Annotated in this window: 16 protein-coding genes and 3 pseudogenes; 10 read left to right on the forward strand and 9 right to left on the reverse strand. The window is 61.4% G+C overall.

The features are described from left to right. Window positions 1-182: 182 nt before the first annotated feature. Both N0Q91_RS21470 and N0Q91_RS21475 read left to right on the forward strand, forming a co-directional pair. A complete protein-coding gene (locus N0Q91_RS21470; RefSeq protein ID WP_275598675.1) occupies window positions 183-2,192 on the forward strand; it encodes an AI-2E family transporter in 2,010 nt (669 codons plus the stop codon). Window positions 2,193-2,281: 89 nt separating this feature from the next. After that, the gene (locus N0Q91_RS21475; RefSeq protein WP_275598676.1) at window positions 2,282-4,465 is read left to right on the forward strand and encodes a putative bifunctional diguanylate cyclase/phosphodiesterase; all 2,184 of its coding nucleotides are present in this window, start codon (window positions 2,282-2,284) and stop codon (window positions 4,463-4,465) included. A gap of 178 nt (window positions 4,466-4,643) precedes the next feature. On the opposite strand, the gene N0Q91_RS21480 is transcribed toward N0Q91_RS21475, so the two are convergent. Then, complete coding sequence (locus tag N0Q91_RS21480) at window positions 4,644-5,117, reverse strand: VOC family protein (RefSeq protein ID WP_275598677.1); 474 nt, start codon at window positions 5,115-5,117, stop codon at window positions 4,644-4,646. Between the two features lie 298 nt (window positions 5,118-5,415). Beyond that, window positions 5,416-6,812, reverse strand: a pseudogene (locus N0Q91_RS21485) (S8 family serine peptidase). 142 nt (window positions 6,813-6,954) lie between these two features. On the opposite strand from N0Q91_RS21485, the gene N0Q91_RS21490 reads away from it, so the two are divergent. Continuing rightward, complete coding sequence (locus tag N0Q91_RS21490) at window positions 6,955-7,497, forward strand: RNA polymerase sigma factor (protein ID WP_275598158.1); 543 nt, start codon at window positions 6,955-6,957, stop codon at window positions 7,495-7,497. Then, entirely contained in the window at window positions 7,494-8,279 is a 786-nt protein-coding gene (locus tag N0Q91_RS21495; protein WP_275598159.1) for an anti-sigma factor family protein, read from the forward strand. The genes N0Q91_RS21490 and N0Q91_RS21495 overlap by 4 nt, the downstream gene beginning before the upstream one ends. A 5-nt stretch (window positions 8,280-8,284) precedes the next feature. Here N0Q91_RS21495 and N0Q91_RS21500 read toward each other — a convergent pair whose 3' ends face one another. Beyond that, window positions 8,285-8,677 carry a hypothetical protein gene (locus N0Q91_RS21500; protein WP_275598160.1) on the reverse strand — a complete coding sequence of 131 codons (393 nt, stop codon included), beginning with the start codon at window positions 8,675-8,677 and terminating at the stop codon, window positions 8,285-8,287. Window positions 8,678-8,920: 243 nt separating this feature from the next. Beyond that, window positions 8,921-9,634, reverse strand: coding sequence for a DUF6065 family protein (locus tag N0Q91_RS21505; protein WP_275598161.1), 714 nt, complete (start codon window positions 9,632-9,634; stop codon window positions 8,921-8,923). 186 nt (window positions 9,635-9,820) lie between these two features. Here N0Q91_RS21505 and greA point away from each other — a divergent pair, with 186 nt between their 5' ends. Beyond that, a complete protein-coding gene (gene greA / locus N0Q91_RS21510) occupies window positions 9,821-10,303 on the forward strand; it encodes a transcription elongation factor GreA (protein WP_275598162.1) in 483 nt (160 codons plus the stop codon). 134 nt (window positions 10,304-10,437) lie between these two features. On the opposite strand, the gene N0Q91_RS21515 is transcribed toward greA, so the two are convergent. The 5 genes and pseudogenes from N0Q91_RS21515 to N0Q91_RS21535 form a co-directional block, all read right to left on the reverse strand. Continuing rightward, complete coding sequence (locus N0Q91_RS21515) at window positions 10,438-11,964, reverse strand: malonate--CoA ligase (RefSeq protein ID WP_275598163.1); 1,527 nt, start codon at window positions 11,962-11,964, stop codon at window positions 10,438-10,440. After that, window positions 11,961-13,399, reverse strand: a pseudogene (locus N0Q91_RS21520) (malonyl-CoA decarboxylase domain-containing protein). Before N0Q91_RS21520 ends, N0Q91_RS21515 begins: the two are co-directional and overlap by 4 nt. After that, a complete protein-coding gene (locus N0Q91_RS21525; protein WP_100673558.1) occupies window positions 13,396-14,712 on the reverse strand; it encodes a TRAP transporter large permease in 1,317 nt (438 codons plus the stop codon). The pseudogene N0Q91_RS21520 and the gene N0Q91_RS21525 overlap by 4 nt, the downstream one beginning before the upstream one ends. Further along, window positions 14,709-15,278: a TRAP transporter small permease subunit gene (locus N0Q91_RS21530; RefSeq protein ID WP_275598164.1), complete on the reverse strand. Its 570-nt coding sequence runs from the start codon at window positions 15,276-15,278 to the stop codon at window positions 14,709-14,711. Before N0Q91_RS21530 ends, N0Q91_RS21525 begins: the two co-directional genes overlap by 4 nt. 65 nt (window positions 15,279-15,343) lie before the next feature. Continuing rightward, a pseudogene (locus N0Q91_RS21535) lies at window positions 15,344-16,347 on the reverse strand (TRAP transporter substrate-binding protein). A 121-nt stretch (window positions 16,348-16,468) separates the two neighbouring features. On the opposite strand from N0Q91_RS21535, the gene N0Q91_RS21540 reads away from it, so the two are divergent. From N0Q91_RS21540 to N0Q91_RS21560, 5 genes are all read left to right on the forward strand, one after another. Next, window positions 16,469-17,143 carry a GntR family transcriptional regulator gene (locus N0Q91_RS21540; RefSeq protein WP_275598165.1) on the forward strand — a complete coding sequence of 225 codons (675 nt, stop codon included), beginning with the start codon at window positions 16,469-16,471 and terminating at the stop codon, window positions 17,141-17,143. 230 nt (window positions 17,144-17,373) lie between these two features. Further along, window positions 17,374-18,774 carry a type II and III secretion system protein family protein gene (locus N0Q91_RS21545; RefSeq protein ID WP_275598166.1) on the forward strand — a complete coding sequence of 467 codons (1,401 nt, stop codon included), beginning with the start codon at window positions 17,374-17,376 and terminating at the stop codon, window positions 18,772-18,774. Beyond that, window positions 18,771-19,070, forward strand: coding sequence for a hypothetical protein (locus tag N0Q91_RS21550; RefSeq protein ID WP_102762064.1), 300 nt, complete (start codon window positions 18,771-18,773; stop codon window positions 19,068-19,070). Before N0Q91_RS21545 ends, N0Q91_RS21550 begins: the two co-directional genes overlap by 4 nt. A gap of 21 nt (window positions 19,071-19,091) precedes the next feature. Then, window positions 19,092-19,622 carry a tetratricopeptide repeat protein gene (locus N0Q91_RS21555; protein ID WP_275598167.1) on the forward strand — a complete coding sequence of 177 codons (531 nt, stop codon included), beginning with the start codon at window positions 19,092-19,094 and terminating at the stop codon, window positions 19,620-19,622. 89 nt (window positions 19,623-19,711) lie between these two features. After that, complete coding sequence (locus N0Q91_RS21560) at window positions 19,712-20,518, forward strand: class I SAM-dependent methyltransferase (RefSeq protein WP_275598168.1); 807 nt, start codon at window positions 19,712-19,714, stop codon at window positions 20,516-20,518. Window positions 20,519-20,568 lie beyond the last annotated feature (50 nt).

The following is a 20,568-nucleotide window of genomic DNA, read 5'->3' on the forward strand; positions in this document are numbered from 1 at the left end:
ATGCTCCGGCCGCCATGCTGGTGGGCGGCTTGGCTTTGGCACCGGAAATGGCAACTGCTGCGGTTCCATGCAACGGAGCATCTGCTGGGCGGCGCCAAACACTGCCCTACCTACTTGCGAACAAGGTTCTTGCCTGCTGGTCGCAACCAGGTCGACCGCCGGGTGATGTGGTGGAGGGTGTGGTGCTGAAGTTCTCGCGTGGCGTTGACCAGGATCGTGCAGCCGCCGCAGGCGGCCTGCAGCAAATCGCGTTTGCGCGCAGCGCAGCAGCCGCGGCGCAGCCGTCACGTCTACCGACCCTCGTCGCAACCGCTGCCACGGTTGCCGTCCTCTATTTCGCCCGGGACGTCTTCCTGCCGCTGGCCATCGCCATTCTGCTCACCTTTGCGCTCGCGCCGCTGGTTTCGAGGCTGCGTCGAGTCGGTTGTCCCCGTTCGGTGGCCGTCGTCGGGACGGTGACGACGGCTTTTCTGTTCCTGTCCGCATTCGGCGCGGTCATAGCGATGCAAGTGAGCGAGGTGGCTCAGAACCTGCCGACCTATCAGTACAACATCGTCGAGAAGGTCAGGACCCTGAAGGAGACCGGATCGGAAAGCCAGATTTTTGAACGGATTGGCCGCGTCATAGAGAGGATCAGCACGGAGATCAGCCGGCCCGAACCAGAGGTGCGCGCCTCACCCGAACCGGCGCCGGAGACCCAGCCGTTGCTCGTGGAGATTTTCTCTCCGCAGCGGCCGGTCGAAACACTGAAGAATATCATCAATCCTCTGCTTGGGCCCTTGGCGACGACCGGCCTCGTCATCGTCGTGGTCATCTTCATGCTGTTCGAGAGGGAGGAGCTGCGCGACCGTTTCATTCGGCTGGTCGGCTACGGCGACCTGCATCGAACGACCGAAGCACTTCAGGACGCGGGCGCTCGCGTCGGCCGGTACCTGCTCATGCAGTTGGTCGTGAACATCACCTACGGCATTCCGCTGGCCATCGGCCTCTCGCTGCTCGGTATCCCCAATGCGGTCCTCTGGGGGATGCTCGCCATCGTGTTGCGCTTCGTCCCCTACATCGGGCCGGTCATCGCTGCGGCTCTGCCGTTGTTCCTGGCGTTTGCCGCGGCACCTGGATGGAGCCTGCTCGTCTGGACGGCGGCCTTGTTCATTGTCCTCGAGCTCGTGAGCAACAATGTCGTCGAGCCTTGGCTTTACGGTTCCCGCACCGGTTTGTCGCCGCTTGCGATCATCGTCGCGGCGATCTTTTGGGCATGGCTCTGGGGGCCGGTCGGACTGGTGCTGTCGACGCCGCTCACCGTGTGCCTTGTCGTTCTCGGTCGCCACGTCCCGCAATTCGAGTTTCTGGAGATACTGCTGGGCAACGAGCCCGTGCTCGATCCGAAGGAGCGCCTCTATCAGCGTCTGCTCGCCGGAGATCCGGATGAGGCCACGGACAATGCGGAAGACATGCTGGAGGAGAAGTATCTCGTCGAGTTCTACGACACGGTTGCTATTCCCGCACTGCTCCTGGCGGAGCGGGACCGCGCACGGGGCGCCCTGACGAACGCCCAGGCGGCTCAGATTGCCCAGAGTGCGAACACCCTCATCGCCAATCTCGAGGAGATTGCCGGCGAAGAGGAGGAGGAGGAGGAGGAAACGGGCGCGGAAGCGCAGGAAAATGGTGATGATGATGCGGACGAATATGATCTTCCCCTCGGCGACGGCAAGTCCGTCCTGTGCGTCGGAGGGCGCAGTGATCTCGATGACGTTGCCGCATCGATGCTCGCCCAGACCCTATGGATCCAGGGCGCGGAGGCGGCTCACGCCGGTCACGACGTCCTCAAGGCGGGCAATATAAAGGCTCTGAAGCTCGAGGGGCGAAACGCCGTCGTCCTGAGCGTTCTCGACCAGGATTTCATGAGACATGCCAAGTTTACCGTGCGTCGGCTGAAACGCATGGCCCCTGCGGCGCGCATCGGGATCGTTCTGTGGCAAGAGGATGGCCGGCCGGACACAACAGAAAGAGACCAGCTCGTTGAATCGCTGCAGGCGGATTTCGTGGTATTCGGGATGGGCGACGCCGTCCGCGAGGCGCTTTCAGACGAATTGCCTCGGTCTTTGAAACTCGCCCATCCGAAGATCGCACCCGGATACGCCATGCGGAGAAGCAAGCGTGCGGACAGGGAAAGCACGGTCAAAGCGGACTAGATCGTGAGATGCCGAAGGGCACGTGCGAAGCTTACGCCGTTTTAAGACGTTCAGCTCAATGATGAGCAGCCCTGTCAGGAGGAGTGCGGATGAGGTTTGTGGCTGGCAAAGTCGCGGTTTTCAGGTGGATGCTGCCCTTGGCCATCGCAATGGCGTTGATGGGAGGCATATACCTGGCCGTCCGCTGGTCGGCGCAGCAATCGGACGCTGTGGCGGTGAAGCGGCAGCAACACCTCGTCGAGCTTGTCATCTCCAAGATGCAAGGCAGCATCGCCCATGATCAGGAGAGCGTCACCGTCTGGGATGACGCCGTCAGAAAAGTTTCGCAGGAATGGGATTCGCGGTGGGTTGATTCCAACCTGGGCAGCTGGATGAACAGCTATTTCCGACACGACGGCGCATTCGTGATCAGTCCGGACCGTAAACCGTTATACGCCTTTCTTGCCGGCCGGACTGACGAAGCTTTCAGCAACATAGAACCCGAAGCAATGCCGCTAATCGCCAAGCTGCAAGAGAGGCTCGCAGCAGGCGACGAGGAAGGAACGAGCGAGCAGGTGCTGTCCATCGGCGAGAGCGATCTCGTACGCATCGGGGGCCGCCCGGCGATTATCAGCGTGAAGCCGATCGTGTCGGACACCGGTGATATCGTTCAGGAGCCCGGCAGGGAATTTCTGCACTTGGCCGTCCGCTTTCTCGACGGCGATCTCCTGACCCATCTCGGTGAGGATTATGGTTTCGAGGACCTGCGCTTTTCTGTTTTGCCAGAACTCGGTCGGCAGCGGTCCTATGCTCCGATCGTTTCATCGTCCGGAGAAACGATAGGGTATTTCTCCTGGCTCCCGTTCAGGCCCGGTGCCGATGTGATGAAGGCCACGGCGCCGGTGCTTCTGGTCGCCGGCGCCCTCCTCTTTGCCCTCACCAGCGCGCTCAGTATCGTATTGCGGAGGCGGTCGAGACGTCTGCAGGAAAGCCAGGCGGAGCTCAACCATCTGGCGCGTCACGATCCGTTGACGGGCCTCGCCAACCGTGCGTCTTTCAACGGTCTGCTGGCGCGGGTCGTCGCTACGTCGACAATCGATCAAGCCAATGCTCTCCTGTACCTCGATCTCGACCGCTTCAAGCAAGTGAACGACACACTCGGCCATCCTGTTGGCGATCGGCTGATGGTCGAGGTCGCGAAACGGCTTAAGGAAACCGCTGCTGGTGCCGCCATTTCCAGAATTGGTGGCGATGAGTTTACCATCATCGTCGAACGCACCCGCCAGGATCAGGTGGAGAAGCTCTGTGACTCGCTGATCGCTTCGATCCGCCGGCCTTTCGAGATAGACGGACAGCCGATTCTCATCGGACTTTCGATAGGTGTGGCCGTCGCGACCGGGAATGGCGCCGACCCCGTCGAGATCACGCGGAAGGCCGATATCGCGCTTTACCACGCCAAGTCGGCCGGGCGGAACCGATACGCAGTGTTTGGCCCTCACATGGACGAACTGATCAGGACGAAGCGGGATCTGGAACAGGATTTGCGAGCGGCCCTGGATGCCGGCAATCAGCTCGAGGTCTTCTACCAGCCCGTATATTCGGCGCAGTCCCACGAGATAAGCTCGCTGGAAGCTCTTATTCGCTGGCGGCATCCGAGCAAGGGCAACATAGCACCGGATGCCTTCGTTTCGCTTGCGGAGACTGCCGGCCTCATTGATCGGCTCGGCGCTTTCGTGCTGAAGGAAGCCTGTTCTACGGCGAATGAATTTCCGGGCCTCGACATCGCAGTGAACGTCTCCGCGGTCGAGCTTGGACAACGGCATTATGCCGCCCAGGTTCTCTCACTGCTGCGGCAGTTCGGGGTCGAGCCGTCGAGACTGGAGCTCGAGATCACCGAAACGGCTCTCCTCGACGAAGCCGGCGTCTGCGAAAAAAACATCACGGCGCTACGCGAGTTCGGCGTCAAGTTCGCACTTGACGATTTCGGTACGGGCTTCTCCTCATTTGGGCGGTTGCAGCGCCTGGAGGTCGACCGGATCAAGATCGATCGCTCTTTCGTCCACGCCTTCGATCAGCCCGGTGGCGGCGTGGCGGTCGTGCAGTCCATCGTCGGTGTCGCACATGCAAAAGGTCTGCGCATCACCGCCGAGGGAGTCGAGACCGAGGAGCAGGGCGAGATCCTGCGCAAGCTTGGCTGTGACGAATTGCAGGGCTTCCATTTGTCCAGACCGATGCCGAAGAGTTCACTTCGTCAGCTTCTTGCGACAGAAAAGGCTCAAGGAACCTCCTTCTAGAGCACTTCCAGGAAAAGGGTGTGACGGTTTTCCGTCCGGAAGTGCGTTGGACCAAAGGGTTAGAGCATTTCAACGTTTCTATGAAACATCGAAATGCTCAGCTAACTGGCGGTCCGAGCGTCTGCACAGGGACACGCGGACGCTCTTGCCGCAAACCGGGCCGCAGTCCGGTGGAGCATCAACCGCGCCGCGCCGCCTCGATTGCAGCGACGTCTATTTTTTTCATGTCCATCATCGCCTCGAACGCTCGCTTTGCTTCGTCGCCGCCGGCCGCCATCGCGTCGGTCAGCACGCGCGGAGTGATCTGCCAGGAAATTCCCCATTTGTCGTTGCACCAGCCGCAGGCGCTTTCCTTGCCGCCATTGCCGACGATGGCATTCCAATAGCGATCGGTCTCTTCCTGATCGTCGGTGGCGATCTGGAAGGAGAAAGCCTCGTTGTGCTTGAATGCGGGCCCCCCGTTGAGGCCGATACAGGGAATGCCCGCAACGGTGAAGTCGACCGTCAGCACGTCGCCCTCTTTGCCCGCGGGGTAGTCACCGGGTGCGCGGTGCACGGCACGCACCGCGCTGTCAGGAAAGATCTCACAGTAGAAACGAGCGGCAGCCTCGGCGTCCTTATCGTACCATAGGCAAATCGTATTCTTCGCCATTGCGTGGTCCTTTCGCTTGGAAACATTCGGATTTGGGCCGCAAGCGGCCGACATTGGGAAATCACCTGCCCGGCCGCCAGTGAACGTAGAGCTACCTCACGGAAGAGGCTCCCATTATGCGCTTCGAAAGTCGCACGGGATCACCAAGTATTCAATGCGCCCGCAAGAAAAGCCGGGCACATCGGCCTCGCAACGCTGCAGCGTCTTCACACAGCGCCGTTGGCGCGGCGTTGTGAGTGGCCGGTCGGTGGGTTTGGCCCTTCCCATGCACGTCTTGCACTGGACGACGCTGCTTAGCTCAGGAATTCGTCTTGCAAATCGCTCGCGCGTTCAACAGACCCCAGCCGAAGACAGGATCCTTTCCCGGTTCTCCGAGATCTTCGGCGTGTCCGGTCAGCCTGTCGCGGAGCAATTCCGGAGCGAGGTCCGCTTCAGATGCTTTCATCATCGCCACCGCCGCGGTCACGAAAGGGGCGGCGAAAGAGGTTCCAGTCTTCGGACGTGCGCCGCTGACCGAAGCTGCTGTCCAGACCGCCACGCCAGGGGCGGCGAAGTCGATATGCTCCCCGCGTCCGGCGCGCCGGTAGGGCCGTTTGCGCCTGTCGGTCGCGGTGACGGCAATGACCTCTTCATAGGCAGCCGGATAGACGGGCTCGGCTCTCGGACCGTCATTGCCCGCGGCGGCGACCATGATGATCCCGCGCTCCCCGCCTTTTTGACCGCCTGTTCGAGCAGGAGATTGGGCGGGCCGGCAAGGCTGAGATTGATCACCTGAACCTGACGTTCAGCGAGGAGGTCGAGTGCGCGTGCCAGATCGAAGGCGGCGGAGCGGTCGTCTTGCCGCCCCGCCCGGTGAAACGCGTCCACGGCGATGAGCTTGCCACCCGGTATCAGGCCCGGCGTGCGGCTCGTGGCTGAGCCCACGAGCAAGGCCGCGACAGCGGTGCCGTGCTGCCTGCCGGACTCCGGCAGTTCTTCGTCGACGAGGCGGACGATCTCTACGTTGCGAGCCTCGAATGCGATGTGATCGGGGTTGATCGCCGTATCGACAAGGCCGATACGCACGCCGGCCGCGCAAGTACCAGGCCAGGTTTGAGCCGAGGGCCAGCCGATCACGTCGCGTGCCAGGCAGTCGCTTTCGACGCACGGGGCATCGGGATGCTGTTCCGGCCGGAAATAATGGTTGAAGTCGATCACCGCTTGAGGCGCCAAGGCGCGGGCCTGCTGCCGAGCGGCTTCCAGTGTCAGGCCTTGGGGAATGCGAAGCTTGATCACCTCGGCGTTGAAGGAAGCCATCGTGTTCCGTTCGAGGAGCTCGAAGCCTGCGGCCGCCAACCCGCCGAGTTCCGTCGAACTGAAACCCAGCCCGACGATCTCATCGGGCGCTCGTATTGGTGCGGCGGGTGCGGCTGCGCGCGAGCGCCGCGGGGCGGTCCGACGTGGCAGGAACTCTCGGAATGGAAACAGGCTCTTGCCGCCACTCCATCCGGCGCCGGCGCCGTAGGAGCCGGAGCGGCCGGAACCGCGCGAGCCGCGGTTGGCGTCATTCCCACCGTCATCGTCGTCGTCGGCCAGGGCAAGCCCGGTTCCGAGCACGTCACGCACGATCATGTTGCCGGGAGCCAGGACGTCGCCGGATAAGAGTGCGATTGCAGCAATGGGCGCGAGCAGGGCCAGTTTCGACGTGGTCAGCATCTGAAAACCTCAATCGGCTAGGTCAGGCGGATAGGAGGATAGCGCATTCCTTTGGACGGTGAGACCGCTACCTGTAGATTGTGTCAGAACGGCTGAGTCGTCGGTCTATTCCCTCTTCTAGCCAATTACGGAGTTTCGGGACATGAGCAGTGCGGTGAAGGATGTCGGCGAACGCCTCATGGCGTTCCTGCCCAATCTGCGCCGCTTCGCCATCTCGCTTTGCGGCTCGCGTGATGTCGCCGATGATCTTGTGCAGGCGGCCTGCGAGCGGGCACTGGCCAGTGCCGAGCGCTTCGAGCCGGGCACGCGCTTCGACGCTTGGATATTCCGCATCCTGCGCAATCTCTGGATCGACCAGGTGCGCCGGCAGAAGACCGCAGGCGTGCAGGAGGATATCACCGAGCGTCATGACATCGCCGGTTCATCCGGCGAGCGTGAAGCCGAAGCGCGGCTGACCCTCAAAACCGTCGCGGAGGCGATCACCGAATTGCCGGACGAGCAGCGGGAGGTGGTTCTTCTTGTCTGCGTCGAGGAGCTATCCTATCGCGAAGCGGCCGATGTGATGGGCATTCCCATAGGCACGGTTATGAGCCGACTGGCGAGGGCACGTAAGAGTTTGGCCGAGGCTGCCGGAATAACACAGTCGACCGGACGTTCTCAGTCAATAAAGGGCACAAACGAATGACAGGAACGGACTTCTCCGACGAGACACTGATGCGGTTCGCCGACGGCGAGCTCGACGCCGGGACGATCGCCGAAGTAGAACGAGCGATGGAATCGGATGACGAGCTGGTCGCGCGGGTGGCGCTCTTCATCGAAACGCGCCACGCTGCCAAGACCGCTATGGAGCCGCTGCTCGATGAGCCGGTACCTTCCGGACTCAAGCGTGCGGTCGAAAGAATGGTGACGGAGAAGACGTCGCCACCTCCTGTACCGGGCGCGGGCATCCTGCCTTTCCCACGCGGCGTTGCGAACGAATCTAACAGGAGGCGATGGCTCGCTCCCGTCGCTGCCTCGCTGGCGGCTGTCGTTGCGGGATTCGGCGGATATTGGCTGCGGGGAAGTGTCGAGGCACCGATCGAAGGTGGCTTGCGCGTTGCCGCCATAGGCAGTCCTGCGCTTGATGAGGCGCTCGCCACGGTCGCCGCAGGCGAGGAACGGCCGCTGCTGGGTTCCAAGCAACGCTTCCGGGCGATTGCGACATTCCGTGACAATGCGCAGGCGCTGTGCCGCGAGTTCGAGCTGGACTCGGCCGATGGCTCAACGGTGGTTTCGGTTGCCTGCCGCACCGGGGCCGAGTGGCGTGTGACCTTCGCCGTCATCGCACCCGTAGCGAGCGGCGGCTATGCTCCTGCATCTTCCACGGAAACGCTCGACGCCTATCTGACAGCGATCGATGCAGGGGCGCCGCTCGAGGCGGCGGAAGAGGCTAGAGCTCTCGGCGAACTCCGAGGTGCGCAACGGTGAGTGCATCAAAAATCGCGATCATGGAATAGAGGCGCGCACCGCCCGTTACTCCTGCGGACCGAAGAAGCGGTCCGGTTTTCATAAGGAGTAGATGAGATGACAATGAACTGGACGAACAAGGCGATCGCCGCCGGCTTGGCGGCACTCGTGGGCTCTGCCGCCGAAGCAAGGGAATATTCCTCCTCATTTCCCGGCGTGGAGCGCGCTTCGACGCAAACCGCCCAGACGACCGGCCGGACCGACGGCGAGATCATAGTCGCCGGCAACAGCTCATCCAATTCGAGTTCCAACTCCTCGAGCAATTCGAGTTCCAACTCGTCGTCCAACAGTTCCTCGAATTCGAGCTCCAATTCATCCTCGAACAGCTCGTCGAACTCATCCTCCAACCGTTCGTCCAATTCGAGCTCGAACCGGTCCGACCGGTCATACCGTCCGGGCAAGCTGTGGCACACAGGGCGCTGAGGTTGCGGGAAAGCTGACGGTGCGACAAGAGAGCGGGGGCCGGACATTCCGACCCCCAATTTTTTAAACCGGACCTTTCAAAGCGTTTTATGGTCTCGTTGAAAACAGTGAAACGCTCTAACCTTTGAAGCTGCGCACTTCCGGACGGCAAACCCTTACACACTTGTTCTGGAAGTGCCCTAGCGAGCGGCGCGCGCGGACTCGCGGTACCAGCCTTCTGCGGCGATGGTGTTTCGGTGGATCGTCTCGCGCTCAACAGCTTCCACGCGGGTTTCGGCGCGGATTTCTGCTGTGACTGCCGCATCGGCACGGCGGAAGGGTATCACCTGCACAAGCGGCGTTCCCTTTTCGACGACGTGAAGGCCATCCGGTGCCGTCGCGAAGAACGGAAAATGGATATGAGCGCTATAGCTGTCCGTATCGACAATCCCGGCCACGCATTCAAAAGGCTGTCCCGGGCGGTTTAGCGGCGGCAGAAACAGGCAACTCCATCCGGGCGGCGTGCGGATCGACCAGTAATTGTGAAACTTGCAGGGCGGGGAGGGCTCTTTCGGATTTCCCGCCACCTGATGGGCGCCGTGGTTGCTGACCATTACCCGGTCGAACTCCCAGCCGGCCTCGACGCTGCGGCCGTCATCCTTGATGTCAAGGCGCACCGTCGCGGCGATCGGCAGGATCCAGCCGGTGGTCATGGCATCGAGAAAGGGCATGCAGCGTTTGACGGTCAGACCGTTGTTGATTGCCGACAGGTGCCCTTTGTCGACCGCCGGCAGCCGGCGGAACCAATCAGGCAGAACCGATTTGGCCGGTACCGGCCGCGCGATGACGCCGTCGTCTTCCGGATGGCAGACAAACTGAATGACCCGCGGATCTTTCTTTAGGAAACTTAACATCCCGCTTCTCCCGTTGAATGGCCCGGGAGTAACGGAACGGCGAGGCTTCTATTCCGTCGGGGAGAGAATGAGCAGAAACTCGATGTGTCGACACTGTCGGTTCCTGTCATCGCCCTATATAGTTCCGAGAAAACAGAGTGCGATCGCTCCTAAGGAGAGAGTGCCTCGTCCAAGCGGAGTTCGCCGGTGAGCGTTGCCTTCATCAAGGAAGAAAGTGCCGAGACGGCCTCGGAAACACTGCTGCCTGACCGGCCGGTCTCACCCCATCCGAACCTTGTCACCGCAAAGGGATTGAAGGATCTGGAATTGCACCTCCAACAGGCTCGCGAAGCCTACGATGCCGCAAGCACGATCGAGGACGTGAACGAACGGCGGCGGCAGGCGGCGGGCCCCTTGCGGGATCTGCGCTACTTCGCGGAAAGAGTTCGAACGGCTCAACTCGTCTCCGATCCGGCTTCATTCGATGTGGTCGCATTTGGAAGCACGGTTACCTTCAGCCGTGATGACGGACGGGTGCAGAAATATCGGATCGTCGGAGAGGATGAAGCCGACCCCAAGGCCGGTTCGATCTCCTACGTGTCCCCCGTGGCAAGGGTTCTTATGGGCAAATCTGTCGGGGACATCGCGAGTGTCGGCGATCAGGAGCTCGAAGTGCTCGCCATCTCGTAGAGCGGGATGAGGAAAGTGTAACGGTTTTCGGTCCGGAGGTGCTTTGGATCAAATGGTTAGAGCATTTCAGTGTTTCTGTGAAACGTTGAATGCTCTGACCGATTAGAAGCAATCTCTCGGCGTGCGCGCGATGCCTACGCGCGCGCCTCGGCTCCTGCATAAAGACGCGCATATGTTTCGCGAAGCACGTTTTTCTGAACCTTGCCCATCGTATTGCGCGGCAGGTCGTCCACGAAGATCACCCGTTTCGGTTGCTTGTAGCGCGCCAGCCGGCCTTCCAGACCGTCGAGAATGGCGCGCTCGTCGATCGTCGCACCCGGCTTCCGGACGACCACGGCCGTGACGCCTTCGCCGAAGTCCGGATGCGGCACGCCGATGACTGCCGTTTCCACGACCCCCGGCATCTGGTCGATCTCGGTTTCGACTTCCTTGGGATAGATGTTGTATCCGCCGGAAATTACGAGATCCTTGCCTCGCCCGACGATATGGACGTAGCCCCGCTCGTCGATCTTGCCGAGGTCGCCGGTGATGAAGAAGCCGTCGGCGCGGAACTCCGCCTGCGTCTTTTCGGGCATACGCCAATAGCCCTTGAACACGTTCGGGCCCTTCACCTCGATCATTCCCGTCTCGCCTTTCGGGAGCGGCCTGCCGCTCTCCGGATCGGCGATACGAAGCGAAACCCCCGGCAATGGGAAGCCGACGGTTCCGGCGATGCGCTCGCCGTCATAGGGGTTGGAGGTGTTGATATTGGTTTCGGTCATGCCGTAGCGCTCTAGAATGGCATGTCCGGTCATCTGGGCGAAAGTCCTGTGGGTCTCGGCAAGCAGCGGAGCCGAGCCAGACACGAAAAGCCGCATCCCGGCGGTTGCCTCGCGCGTCAGCCCCGGATTCTGAACGAGACGCACATAGAAGGTCGGAACGCCCATCATCGCGGTTGATTGCGGCATCAGACGCAGGACTTCGCTGGCGTCGAATTTCGGCAGGAAAAACATCGAGGCGCCGGCCAGAAGAACGACATTCGATGCAACGAAGAGGCCATGCGTGTGGAAGATCGGCAGGGCGTGAATCAGCCTGTCGTCGGCCGTGAAGCGCCAATGGTCGCGAAGCGTGGCGGCGTTCGAGAGGAGGTTGTCATGCGTCAGCATCGCGCCCTTGGACCGCCCGGTCGTGCCCGACGTGTAGAGGATGGCGGCGAGGTCATCCGGACCGCGATCGGCGTTGCGGAAATCCGGTGCATTGCCCCGGGCAAGGTCGATCAGCGAGCCGCCACCTTTCTCGTCCAGCGTCTCGACCTTGGCGCCGTGATCGGCGGCAAGCTTCGAGATCCCCTCCTTTGCAGCCGGCCCGCAGACGATGAGCCGAGGCTCGGAATCTGCGAAGAAATAGTCGAGTTCGGCAAGCGTATAGGCCGTGTTGAGGGGAAGATAGACCGCGCCCGCGCGCAGGCAGGCGAGATAAAGCATCAGCGCCTCGGGGCTCTTCTCCACCTGCACCGCCACCCGATCGCCAGGCCGCACACCGAGGCTGTCGAGCGCGGAAGCGATGCGGCCCGAATGCTCCAGCATGTCGCCATAGGTCCAGCGGCCGCCGTCGGCCGTCAGGATGAAGGCGGAGTCGGGGCGCGCTGCCCGGCGTATGGCGTCGAACAGATGGTTGCTCATGAGGTGAACTCCTTGTTGCCTTTCCTTCCTGGTGCGTCGGCTGATCGGACGTCCGGGGAAAGGCGTCCGGACCTGGAACGAGGCTGCGTGAACCCCTGTCGGCCGGCACCAGCCGGCGGATGGCGGGTGCGGCGACGACCTCGCCGCGGGTCGCAAAGACCTCGTGGTTGGTCTCGATGTCGTCGAGCTTGTAGAGATAGTTGACCATCATCCCGTGGGCCTGGCGCATCGCCCGTTCGGACCGGTCGCCCAGGAAATTGATGCGTTCGAGCCGTGCGCCGTTGCCGAGATGGAACCGGGCGACGGGATCGACGGTCTTGCCGTTGCGATTGCGAGCCCTGAGGAAATACCAGGCGGCCGCAGCCGTCAGGCTTGGCTGGATGGCCGCTGCGGTCTCCGGCTGATCGGCCCAATCAGGCTCGTCGAGCACCGCGAGCCTGCTGCGGTCGGCGGCGGATAGGGCGTTAGACGTTTCGGCCCGGCGTTCGCGCGACAACCAATCGGCAAAGCCCGGCACCGGCGACAGCGTCACGAAGGTGTCGAGGCGAGGGAGGTCGCGCCGCAGATCCTCCACCACCTGTTTGATCAGGAAGTTGCCGAAAGAGATGCCCCTGAGGCCTTCCTGGCAGTTCGAAATGGAATAGAAGACGGCTGTCGTCGCGTCGGCAGCGCGGATCGGCGCACGGTCCTCCTTCAGCAGCTCCGCGATGTTGGAAGGCATTTCGCGTGTCAGCGCCACTTCGACGAAGATCAGCGGATCGTCGACCAGCTGCGGATGGAAGAAGGCGAAGCAGCGCCGGTCCTCCGGCGCAAGCCGCCGGCGCAACTCGTCCCAGCCGCCGATATGATGGACGGCCTCGTAACGAATGATCTTCTCCAGAATGTCGGCCGGCGTCGACCAGCTGATCGGCCGCAACACCAGGAAGCCCCGATTGAACCAGGAACCGAAGAGATGCGCGAAGTCCGTATCGACCGCCTCCAGGTCGGGGTTCTGGGCTTTGAGTTCGAGGAGGTCCGCCCGCATGCGGACGAGGGTCGCGATGCCGTTCGGCGCAAGATTGAGCCTGCGGATCAATTCCTGGCGGCGCGGTTCTGCCGCCATGCTCATCTCAAGCAGCGCCTTCGGCGTCGGATCGGCGCGATAGGCGTCGATCGCCCGCTCCAGCCGTTCGATATCAGGGCCGAAACGAGAGAGCAGCGCCAACATGAAATCGCGCCGCTTGTCCTGATCGAAGCCTTGCCACCGATCCAGAATGTTCTTGGCCAGCGCCATGCCCGACGCCTCGCCTCGGCTCGACAGCAGCGTGTCGCAGAGCGCTTCCATGGTGCCGACCGGATTGACATCGCCGTTCCGGGCCGGACCGAGCGACAAGAATCGCCGGCCGCGCTCGGCAATGCTCTGCAGCATGTCGCTGAAAAATGACGTCGTGCTCATTGGACGGTTCCCAGCATCTGGTTCGGCAGCCACGTCGCGATGTCCGGAAAGACGCAGAGGAGAATGATCGCCAGGAACATGACGAGCACGTAAGGCAGGGACCCCCAGAGAATGTCCTTCGTCGGAATCTGCGGCGCAATGGCATTGATGACGAAAAGGTTGAGCCCGATCGGAGGCGTGATCAGGCCGACCTCCATGTTGATCGTCAGCACGATCGCGAACCAGTAGGGGTCGAAACCCGCCTGGGTGACGATCGGGAAGAGCATCGGTGAGGTCATCACGATGACGGCGACGGGGGGCAGGAACATGCCGCAAATCAACAGAAAGACGTTGATGATCAGCATCAGCACCCAGCGGTTGACCTCCATGTCCGCAATCGCAGCCGCGACAGTCTGCGTGATGAACAGCGACGACAGCGCGAAGGCGAAGAGCTCGGCAGCAGCCATGATCATCATGATCATGACGCTTTCCTTCATCGCCGACCCGAAGATGCCGGCGACCGGCCGAAACCGGAAGAGGCGATAGGCGACGATCACGACTGCCAATGTCAGGAATGCGCCCGCACCGGCTGCTTCAGAAGGCGTGGCGATACCGCCATAGAGTACGTAGAGCGTGCCGGCAATGATCAGCAGGAACGGCAGGATGCGCGGAAGGGCGGCCAGCCGTTCCTTCATCGAGTAGCGAACAAGGCGTGCATCGAATTCATAGCCCTTGCGTTTGCAATCGATGACGGCCCAGATCATGAACATGATCGTCAGCAGAATGCCGGGGACGATGCCCGCCATGAACAGCCGCCCGATGGAGGTCTCGGTCGCTATTCCGTAGACGATCAGCGTGACCGAAGGGGGAATGAGAATACCCAGCGTGCCGCCGGCGGCGATGGAGCCGCTCGCGACCGAAGCGGGATAGCCGCGCCGCATCATCTCCGGAATGCCCATCTTGCCGATCGCCGCGCAAGTCGCGGGCGACGAGCCCGTCATCCCGGAAAAGATGGCGCAAGCTCCGATGTTCGACAGAATGAGGCCCCCCGGGATGCGGTTCAGCCACCGGTCGAGCGAGGTGTAGAGGTCAGATCCCGCCGGAGACGAGGCAACCGCCGCGCCCATGAGGACGAACATCGGGATCGACACATAGGCCAGATTGGCGATGCCTGAAAACATCGTATCGCCGAGCACGTAGAAAATGCCGGCGCCGCTTTGCATGTAGAGCGCTGCGAAGGCGGCAAGACCCAGGGCGAAGGCGATGGGCATTCCCGTTGCCAGCAGCACGAAAAGACATGCAACGATCATCAGTCCAGAGACAGTCGGGCTCACTGAATGATCTCCTGTGGATGGCGGTCGGCGCCCGGGGCCGAACCCGGTTCGGCCGCGCCGGGGCCTATGGCTTCCGGGACTGCCGGGGCGGTGAGGAGCGTCAGATTCTGCGCGACATATTGCAGGCACAGCATGGCAAAGCTGACGGGTAGGGCAGCGAGCGGCACCCAAAGCGGCGGCGCCCAGACGCTGGAGTGTTTCCAGTTTCCCGCCCACGCGTCATGGAACTGAATCCACGTCGCAATCAGCATGACGACGCAGAACAACAGTCCGAGCAGGTCGGCGAGGATTCGCAGGACGTAGCGCGTGCGGTCGCCGACTAGCATCTCGACGACGTCGATGCCCACATGGCCGCCCTTGAGCAAGACGTATGGCGCGCCGAGAAACATGGCTGCGGTCGCAGAAAACACGACGAAGTCCGTCTGCCAGATCGTCGCCTGACGAAATACATAGCGCTGCATGATCATCTGGCAGACGACGAGCATCGCCGCAATGAGCAGGGCCGTCGCAATGGCCGCAAGGCCACGCGAAGCATTGCCGACAGCCTGTGTATAGGCTTTGAGCATCAGATCATCCCCGAGTTGCGCTGGAAGGAACGGCGCGCCGGAGCACGCCGTTCTGTCGGTCCGCCTTACTTCACGGCGAGCGCCTTTTCGATCAGCTTGTCGCCGCCGGGAACGTTGGCGGCGAAGTTCTTGTAGGACGATGCCTTGGCGAGTTCGAGCCAGGCATCGTAATCCTCCTTCGACATCTCGACGACTTCGACGCCTGCCTTCTTGTAGGTGTCGATCATGACCTGATCGCCCTTGCGGACCTCTTCGTTGAAATAGACTTCCGCTTTCTCGCCGGCAGCGAGGATCGCCTTCTGCTGCTCTTCCGTCAGGCCATCGAAGACGCGCTTCGACACCAGCACCGGTTCGTACATGAACCAGAGGGCGTTTTCCCCCGGCGCAGTGAGGCACTTGGCCTGTTCGAACAGGCGATAGGACACGAAACTCGCCGACGAGGTGTTCGCCGCATCCAGGACGCCGGTCTGCATGCCGGTGTAGATTTCCGAAGAAGGCATGGATGAGATCGAAGCACCGGCTTCCACGAGCATCTCCTCGAAGGCCGGCCCGGCGGCGCGGATCACCTGTCCCTTGATCGTGTCGGGGGAGGTGATGCAATTCTTCTTGGAGGCGAAGGCGCCGGAGAGCCACGCATCGGCGATCACCAAGGCGCCGGCATCCTCGATGACCTTCTTGATGTCCCCCATGAACTCGGAATCGTTAAGCCGCATGGCGCGATCGAAATTTCCCACGAGGCCGGGCATCAGCGTCGCGGAGAATTCCGGGTGGCGGCCCGAAGCATAATCCAAGGGGAACGAAGTCATATCGAGCAGGCCCCGTGTGACCGCATTCCACTGATCGTTCGGCTTGTAGAGCGACGACCCCGGGAACACCTGGATTTCGAGGCCGACATTGGCGGCGGCGACCTCGCGGGCGATCAGTTGCACCATCTCGTCGCGAATGTCGCCCTTTCCCCCGGGAACTGGTGTGACGCCTTCAACACGGTCTGGGCACCCGCTGTGGAAGCGATCAAGCTGCAGATGGCCGCGATAGCGGAAGTCGTCAACTTCCGTCGAAAACTGCTCATTTCTTCCTCCCTGACATGCCGGCCTCCCGCCGGCTTGGTAGTAAGAGTGGATCCATCTTGCGTACCGTGTCAAGATTTTTGTATACAAGAGGAATGGTTGTTGCATACGGATCGGTAAGGGATGAGCGAGAACATTTTCTACAAGCTGCGGGACGATATCGAGAACGGCATCGTAACGGGCGAGTTCGAGCCGGGTGAACGTCTGGACGAGACGCAACTCGCCATGCGCTTCGGCGTATCCCGCACCCCGATCCGCGAAGCCTTGATGCAACTGAGCGCGATCGGGCTCGTCGAGATCAGACCGCGGCGCGGCGCCGTCGTCGTGGATCCGGCCCCGCAGCGCGTCTACGAAATGTTTGAGGTCATGGCTGAACTGGAAGGCATGGCCGGTGCTCTTGCCGCGCGCCGGCATACGGAGGAAGACAGCGCGGCTCTGTTGGCCGCCCACGAGAAATGCCGGGAAGCGGTCCTCAGCGAGGAGACCGATCGCTACTATTACGAGAACGAGATTTTTCATCGCGCGATATACACGGCGAGCCATAGCGGCTTTCTGGAGGAGCAATGCACGACCCTCCATCGCCGCCTTCGCCCCTATCGCCGCCTGCAGCTCAGAGTTCGCAACCGCATGAAGGTCTCGTTCAGGGAACATGGAGAGATCGTCGATGCCATTCTTTCCGGCAATGCGGATGGCGCGCGGGAGGGATTGCGCAGCCATGTGGCGGTCCAAGGCGACCGCTTCGGCGACCTTGTCGCAAACCTCTCGAACCGTGACCGGCGGAGCGGTCGGCTCGGATAGGAACCGGACGATGAGGCATTCCGGTCCCAATACAGTACCTGAGAATACAGGCTACGCGGGCCACTAAAAATTGCCGGTTTTATTTAAAATTCCTGGGTGTTTATTGTGGGTTGGGGGATTCTTGGTTGACCTTGGGGCAGGTTCTCGAAACACTCCCGGCGGTTACGGCCAACACGTAGCGTCACGAAAGTGCGACATTGTGCCGAGTGTCGTGGAGGAACACAGGAACCATGACAAGGTCAAGAGGCTCCCTTTTTGCGTTCTTCTGCTTCGTTGTGGCTCTGTGTACGGGCATTGGCGCCAGTCCCCCGGCCTCGGCAAACGGCGATTCGGTCGAAATCTCGTCGAATTTTTCCCGGTCGATCAAGGTTGCGAAGGGCAAGACGGTCACGATCAGGGCCGTGCAGCGATTCGATGAGATCGTCATCGGGGATCCGGAGATTGCGACCGTAACCCCTCTGACCGATCGTTCCTTCTATATTCTCGGCAATGAACTGGGCTCGACAAGCCTCACCATTTTCGATGCGGAAAAGAATCCGGTCGGCATTATCGACATAGAGGTGACGCTCGATACGAAATTGCTGTCCTCGACGATCCGACAGTCGGTGCCGGGCTCGAGCGTAAAGGTAACCTCGGCGAACGGAAGGATCGTTCTTTCCGGCTCTGCCACGGACGCGGTTGCGGCTACCCAGGCTGAGCAGATCGCATCGCGCTTTGCCGGCGACGAGGAGGTCATCAATTCCATTAAGATCACGTCGTCCCAACAGGTACAGCTGAATGTCAGATTCGTGGAGATCAACCGCGACGTCGGCAAGGAGCTTGGAACCCAGATCAGTGCCGCCTATGCCTGGTCGAACGGGAGTGTCGAGTTCAACTCCTCCCCGCGCGCGACATCCAATACGCCGGCCGGCTCGCTTATCGGCAGCCTCATCGGAGAGGGCTACTCGGTCGATGTGGCGATCGATGCGCTCGAAGACAGGGGTATGGCCCGGCGCCTCGCCGAGCCGAACCTGATAGCGCGTTCCGGTGAGACCTCAAGCTTTCTGGCCGGCGGCGAATTCCCTATCCCCATCTCGGAGCAGGACGGAACCATTACCGTCAGCTATAAGAAGTTCGGTGTCGGTCTGGATTTCACGCCGACCGTGCTCAGCGATGGCCTTATCTCCCTCGACATCGAGCCGGAGGTATCGGCGATCGATAACACCGCCTCCTACCGGGTGGGAAATATCGCGATCCCGGGCTTCTCCGTCCGCCGTGCCCGGACGTCCGTCGATCTCAAGAGCGGCCAGAGCTTCATGATCGCCGGCCTCCTGCAGAGCGAGAACAATCTCATCACCCAGCGCGTGCCGGGCCTCGGGCAACTTCCCATTCTCGGCGCGTTGTTTTCGTCCAAAGCTTACCAGCGCCGCGAGACCGATCTCGTGATCATCGTCACGCCTCATCTCGTCAAACCGATCGATCCCCTCAAGAAGGTCGCCAGCCCGTCGGATCGAACGAAACGACCGACCGAATCTGAATTCTTTCTCGGCAATATCGATGAAGTGGAGGTCAACGGCAGGGGCCGGTCTGCGTCGAGGCAGGCGCGTGTCGTCCGCGCACCGAGTTCCGGCCATTTTCTGGAGCTCCAATGATCCGCAGAAGCAGCAGGCCTAAAGGCTTTCACGGCTTTCTTTTTCTTGCGTCGATCCTGCTTTCCGGGTGCCAGAGCTACGAATTCGTCCGCAGCGAAACGATAGCCCTGTCCGCAGGCGATGCAATCGCGGCCAATAGCGCGATGCAGATGGTCGATCCGTGGCCGCCAAGGGTCAAGCAGACCAGCTTGGTCACGCCGGCCGACCTGGAACAATATAAGCCGCAGGACGCGGAGCAAAACGGGACGAACGGGGGAAATGGTGAGCCTTATCCGAACGACACCACGACGCAGTAGCAAGAGGGCGGCGATCAGCGAATGGAGATGAGAATAGGCGAGTCCGGCCGCAGTGTGCTGGGCCGTCCGGGAGGAGAACGCCGGACCACGGAACTGGCCATGGCGATCGTCGCCGCTGTGCTTCTTTCGAGCTGTCAGACGTCGGAGGTGTTGTCGGGTGCCGAATTTGACCCGACATCCGCTCTGATGTCATCCGGAGACGTGAGCAAGTCCGATCTCGATCAGGGCAAGCTTCAATTCATGAACGGCAATTATGGGCTCGCCGAGAAGCACTTTCGAAAGGCGGTAGAGCTGCGGCAGGACAACGCCGAGGCGCTGATGGGATTGGCGGCCTGCTATGACCGCCTCGGCCGGTTCGATCTGGCGGACCGCGCCTATAGCCAATTGCTCAAGGTGGCCGGGCGCCAGCCACGCATCGTCAACAACATGGGCTACTCGCACTATCTCCGAGGCGAGAAGGCAAAAGCCCGCAAATTGCTGCTCGAAGCTCGTGCGGCATTACCGGGGGACGAGACGATCGAGGCCAATCTTGCCTTGTTGGACCGCAGTTGAGGGCATAGCGTCAGGCTCCCGCCGTCGGGCGATGTTGATCGGCTTCGCCTTCGCAGCTAGCTTCGACGGTCAGCAACTGGGTGACCGCCATGGCCAGTGACGTCCTTGCCCGTTCCTTCGGCAAAGAGGCATTCGGGCTCGACCCGCAGAATTACCACACGGCCCGGCCGCCCTATCCGGAGCTCGTCTGGGATGCGCTACGAAAGCGCGCAGGACTCCGAAGCGGTATTTCCATCCTCGAGATTGGAGCCGGAACCGGGCTGGCCACCGAACGCCTTCTTGACGATCGGCCCCAACGGCTTCTGGCTGTAGAGCCAGACAGGCGGCTAGCAAAGTTTCTTCGCGATCGATTGGACGAGGAAGAACTCGAAGTGGTGGAAACTCCCTTCGAAAAATTGAAAGTTCCGGAAAAGAGTTTCGATCTCGTCGTCAGTGCGACGGCGTTTCACTGGATTGATGCCGTTCCCGGCCTGCGGCGCATACAGCGACTGCTGCGAGACGGCGGTACCGTCGCTCTCATTTGGAACGTGTTCGGGGACGGTGTCAGGCCCGACCCATTTCATCGAGCAACGGCACACCTGTTCTCGGGCCATCGTACGAGCCCGTCCGGTGGCGGAACGACCCAGACGCCATACGGCCTCGATGTCGGAGCGCGACTGGCCGACTTGGAGGAGGCTGGATTTACGTCCGACGAGCCAGAGCTCATAGACTGGACCCTGTCGCTGGACCCGTCCGCTGTTCGACGCCTCTACGCGACCTACTCGAATGTCACGGCACTGCCGGAGGACGAGCGGGAAAGATTGCTCGGCGGACTGGAGAAAGTGGCCGAAACCGAGTTCGCAGGCGTTGTCACCAGAAACATGACCACGTCGGTTTACACGGGAAGACGAGAGTAACGGGGTGCAGGGGAGGGAGGATCAAACTCCCGGACCAGCCCTCACAAAGA

Origin of the sequence: Sinorhizobium prairiense (genome assembly GCF_029201645.2) — a bacterium.
Classification (GTDB): domain Bacteria; phylum Pseudomonadota; class Alphaproteobacteria; order Rhizobiales; family Rhizobiaceae; genus Sinorhizobium; species Sinorhizobium meliloti_A.

Bases quoted from the DNA above. Each gene is read 5' to 3' on its own strand.
- N0Q91_RS21480 (WP_275598677.1), bottom strand. From the start codon at position 5,117: ATGGCGAAGAATACGATTTGCCTATGGTACGATAAGGACGCCGAGGCT.
- N0Q91_RS21495 (WP_275598159.1), top strand. From the start codon at position 7,494: ATGACAGGAACGGACTTCTCCGACGAGACACTGATGCGGTTCGCCGAC.
- N0Q91_RS21560 (WP_275598168.1), top strand. From the start codon at position 19,712: ATGGCCAGTGACGTCCTTGCCCGTTCCTTCGGCAAAGAGGCATTCGGG.
- N0Q91_RS21550 (WP_102762064.1), top strand. From the start codon at position 18,771: ATGATCCGCAGAAGCAGCAGGCCTAAAGGCTTTCACGGCTTTCTTTTT.
- N0Q91_RS21540 (WP_275598165.1), top strand. From the start codon at position 16,469: ATGAGCGAGAACATTTTCTACAAGCTGCGGGACGATATCGAGAACGGC.
- N0Q91_RS21530 (WP_275598164.1), bottom strand. From the start codon at position 15,278: ATGCTCAAAGCCTATACACAGGCTGTCGGCAATGCTTCGCGTGGCCTT.
- N0Q91_RS21555 (WP_275598167.1), top strand. From the start codon at position 19,092: ATGGAGATGAGAATAGGCGAGTCCGGCCGCAGTGTGCTGGGCCGTCCG.
- N0Q91_RS21505 (WP_275598161.1), bottom strand. From the start codon at position 9,634: ATGTTAAGTTTCCTAAAGAAAGATCCGCGGGTCATTCAGTTTGTCTGC.
- N0Q91_RS21475 (WP_275598676.1), top strand. From the start codon at position 2,282: ATGAGGTTTGTGGCTGGCAAAGTCGCGGTTTTCAGGTGGATGCTGCCC.
- N0Q91_RS21490 (WP_275598158.1), top strand. From the start codon at position 6,955: ATGAGCAGTGCGGTGAAGGATGTCGGCGAACGCCTCATGGCGTTCCTG.
- N0Q91_RS21515 (WP_275598163.1), bottom strand. From the start codon at position 11,964: ATGAGCAACCATCTGTTCGACGCCATACGCCGGGCAGCGCGCCCCGAC.
- N0Q91_RS21545 (WP_275598166.1), top strand. From the start codon at position 17,374: ATGACAAGGTCAAGAGGCTCCCTTTTTGCGTTCTTCTGCTTCGTTGTG.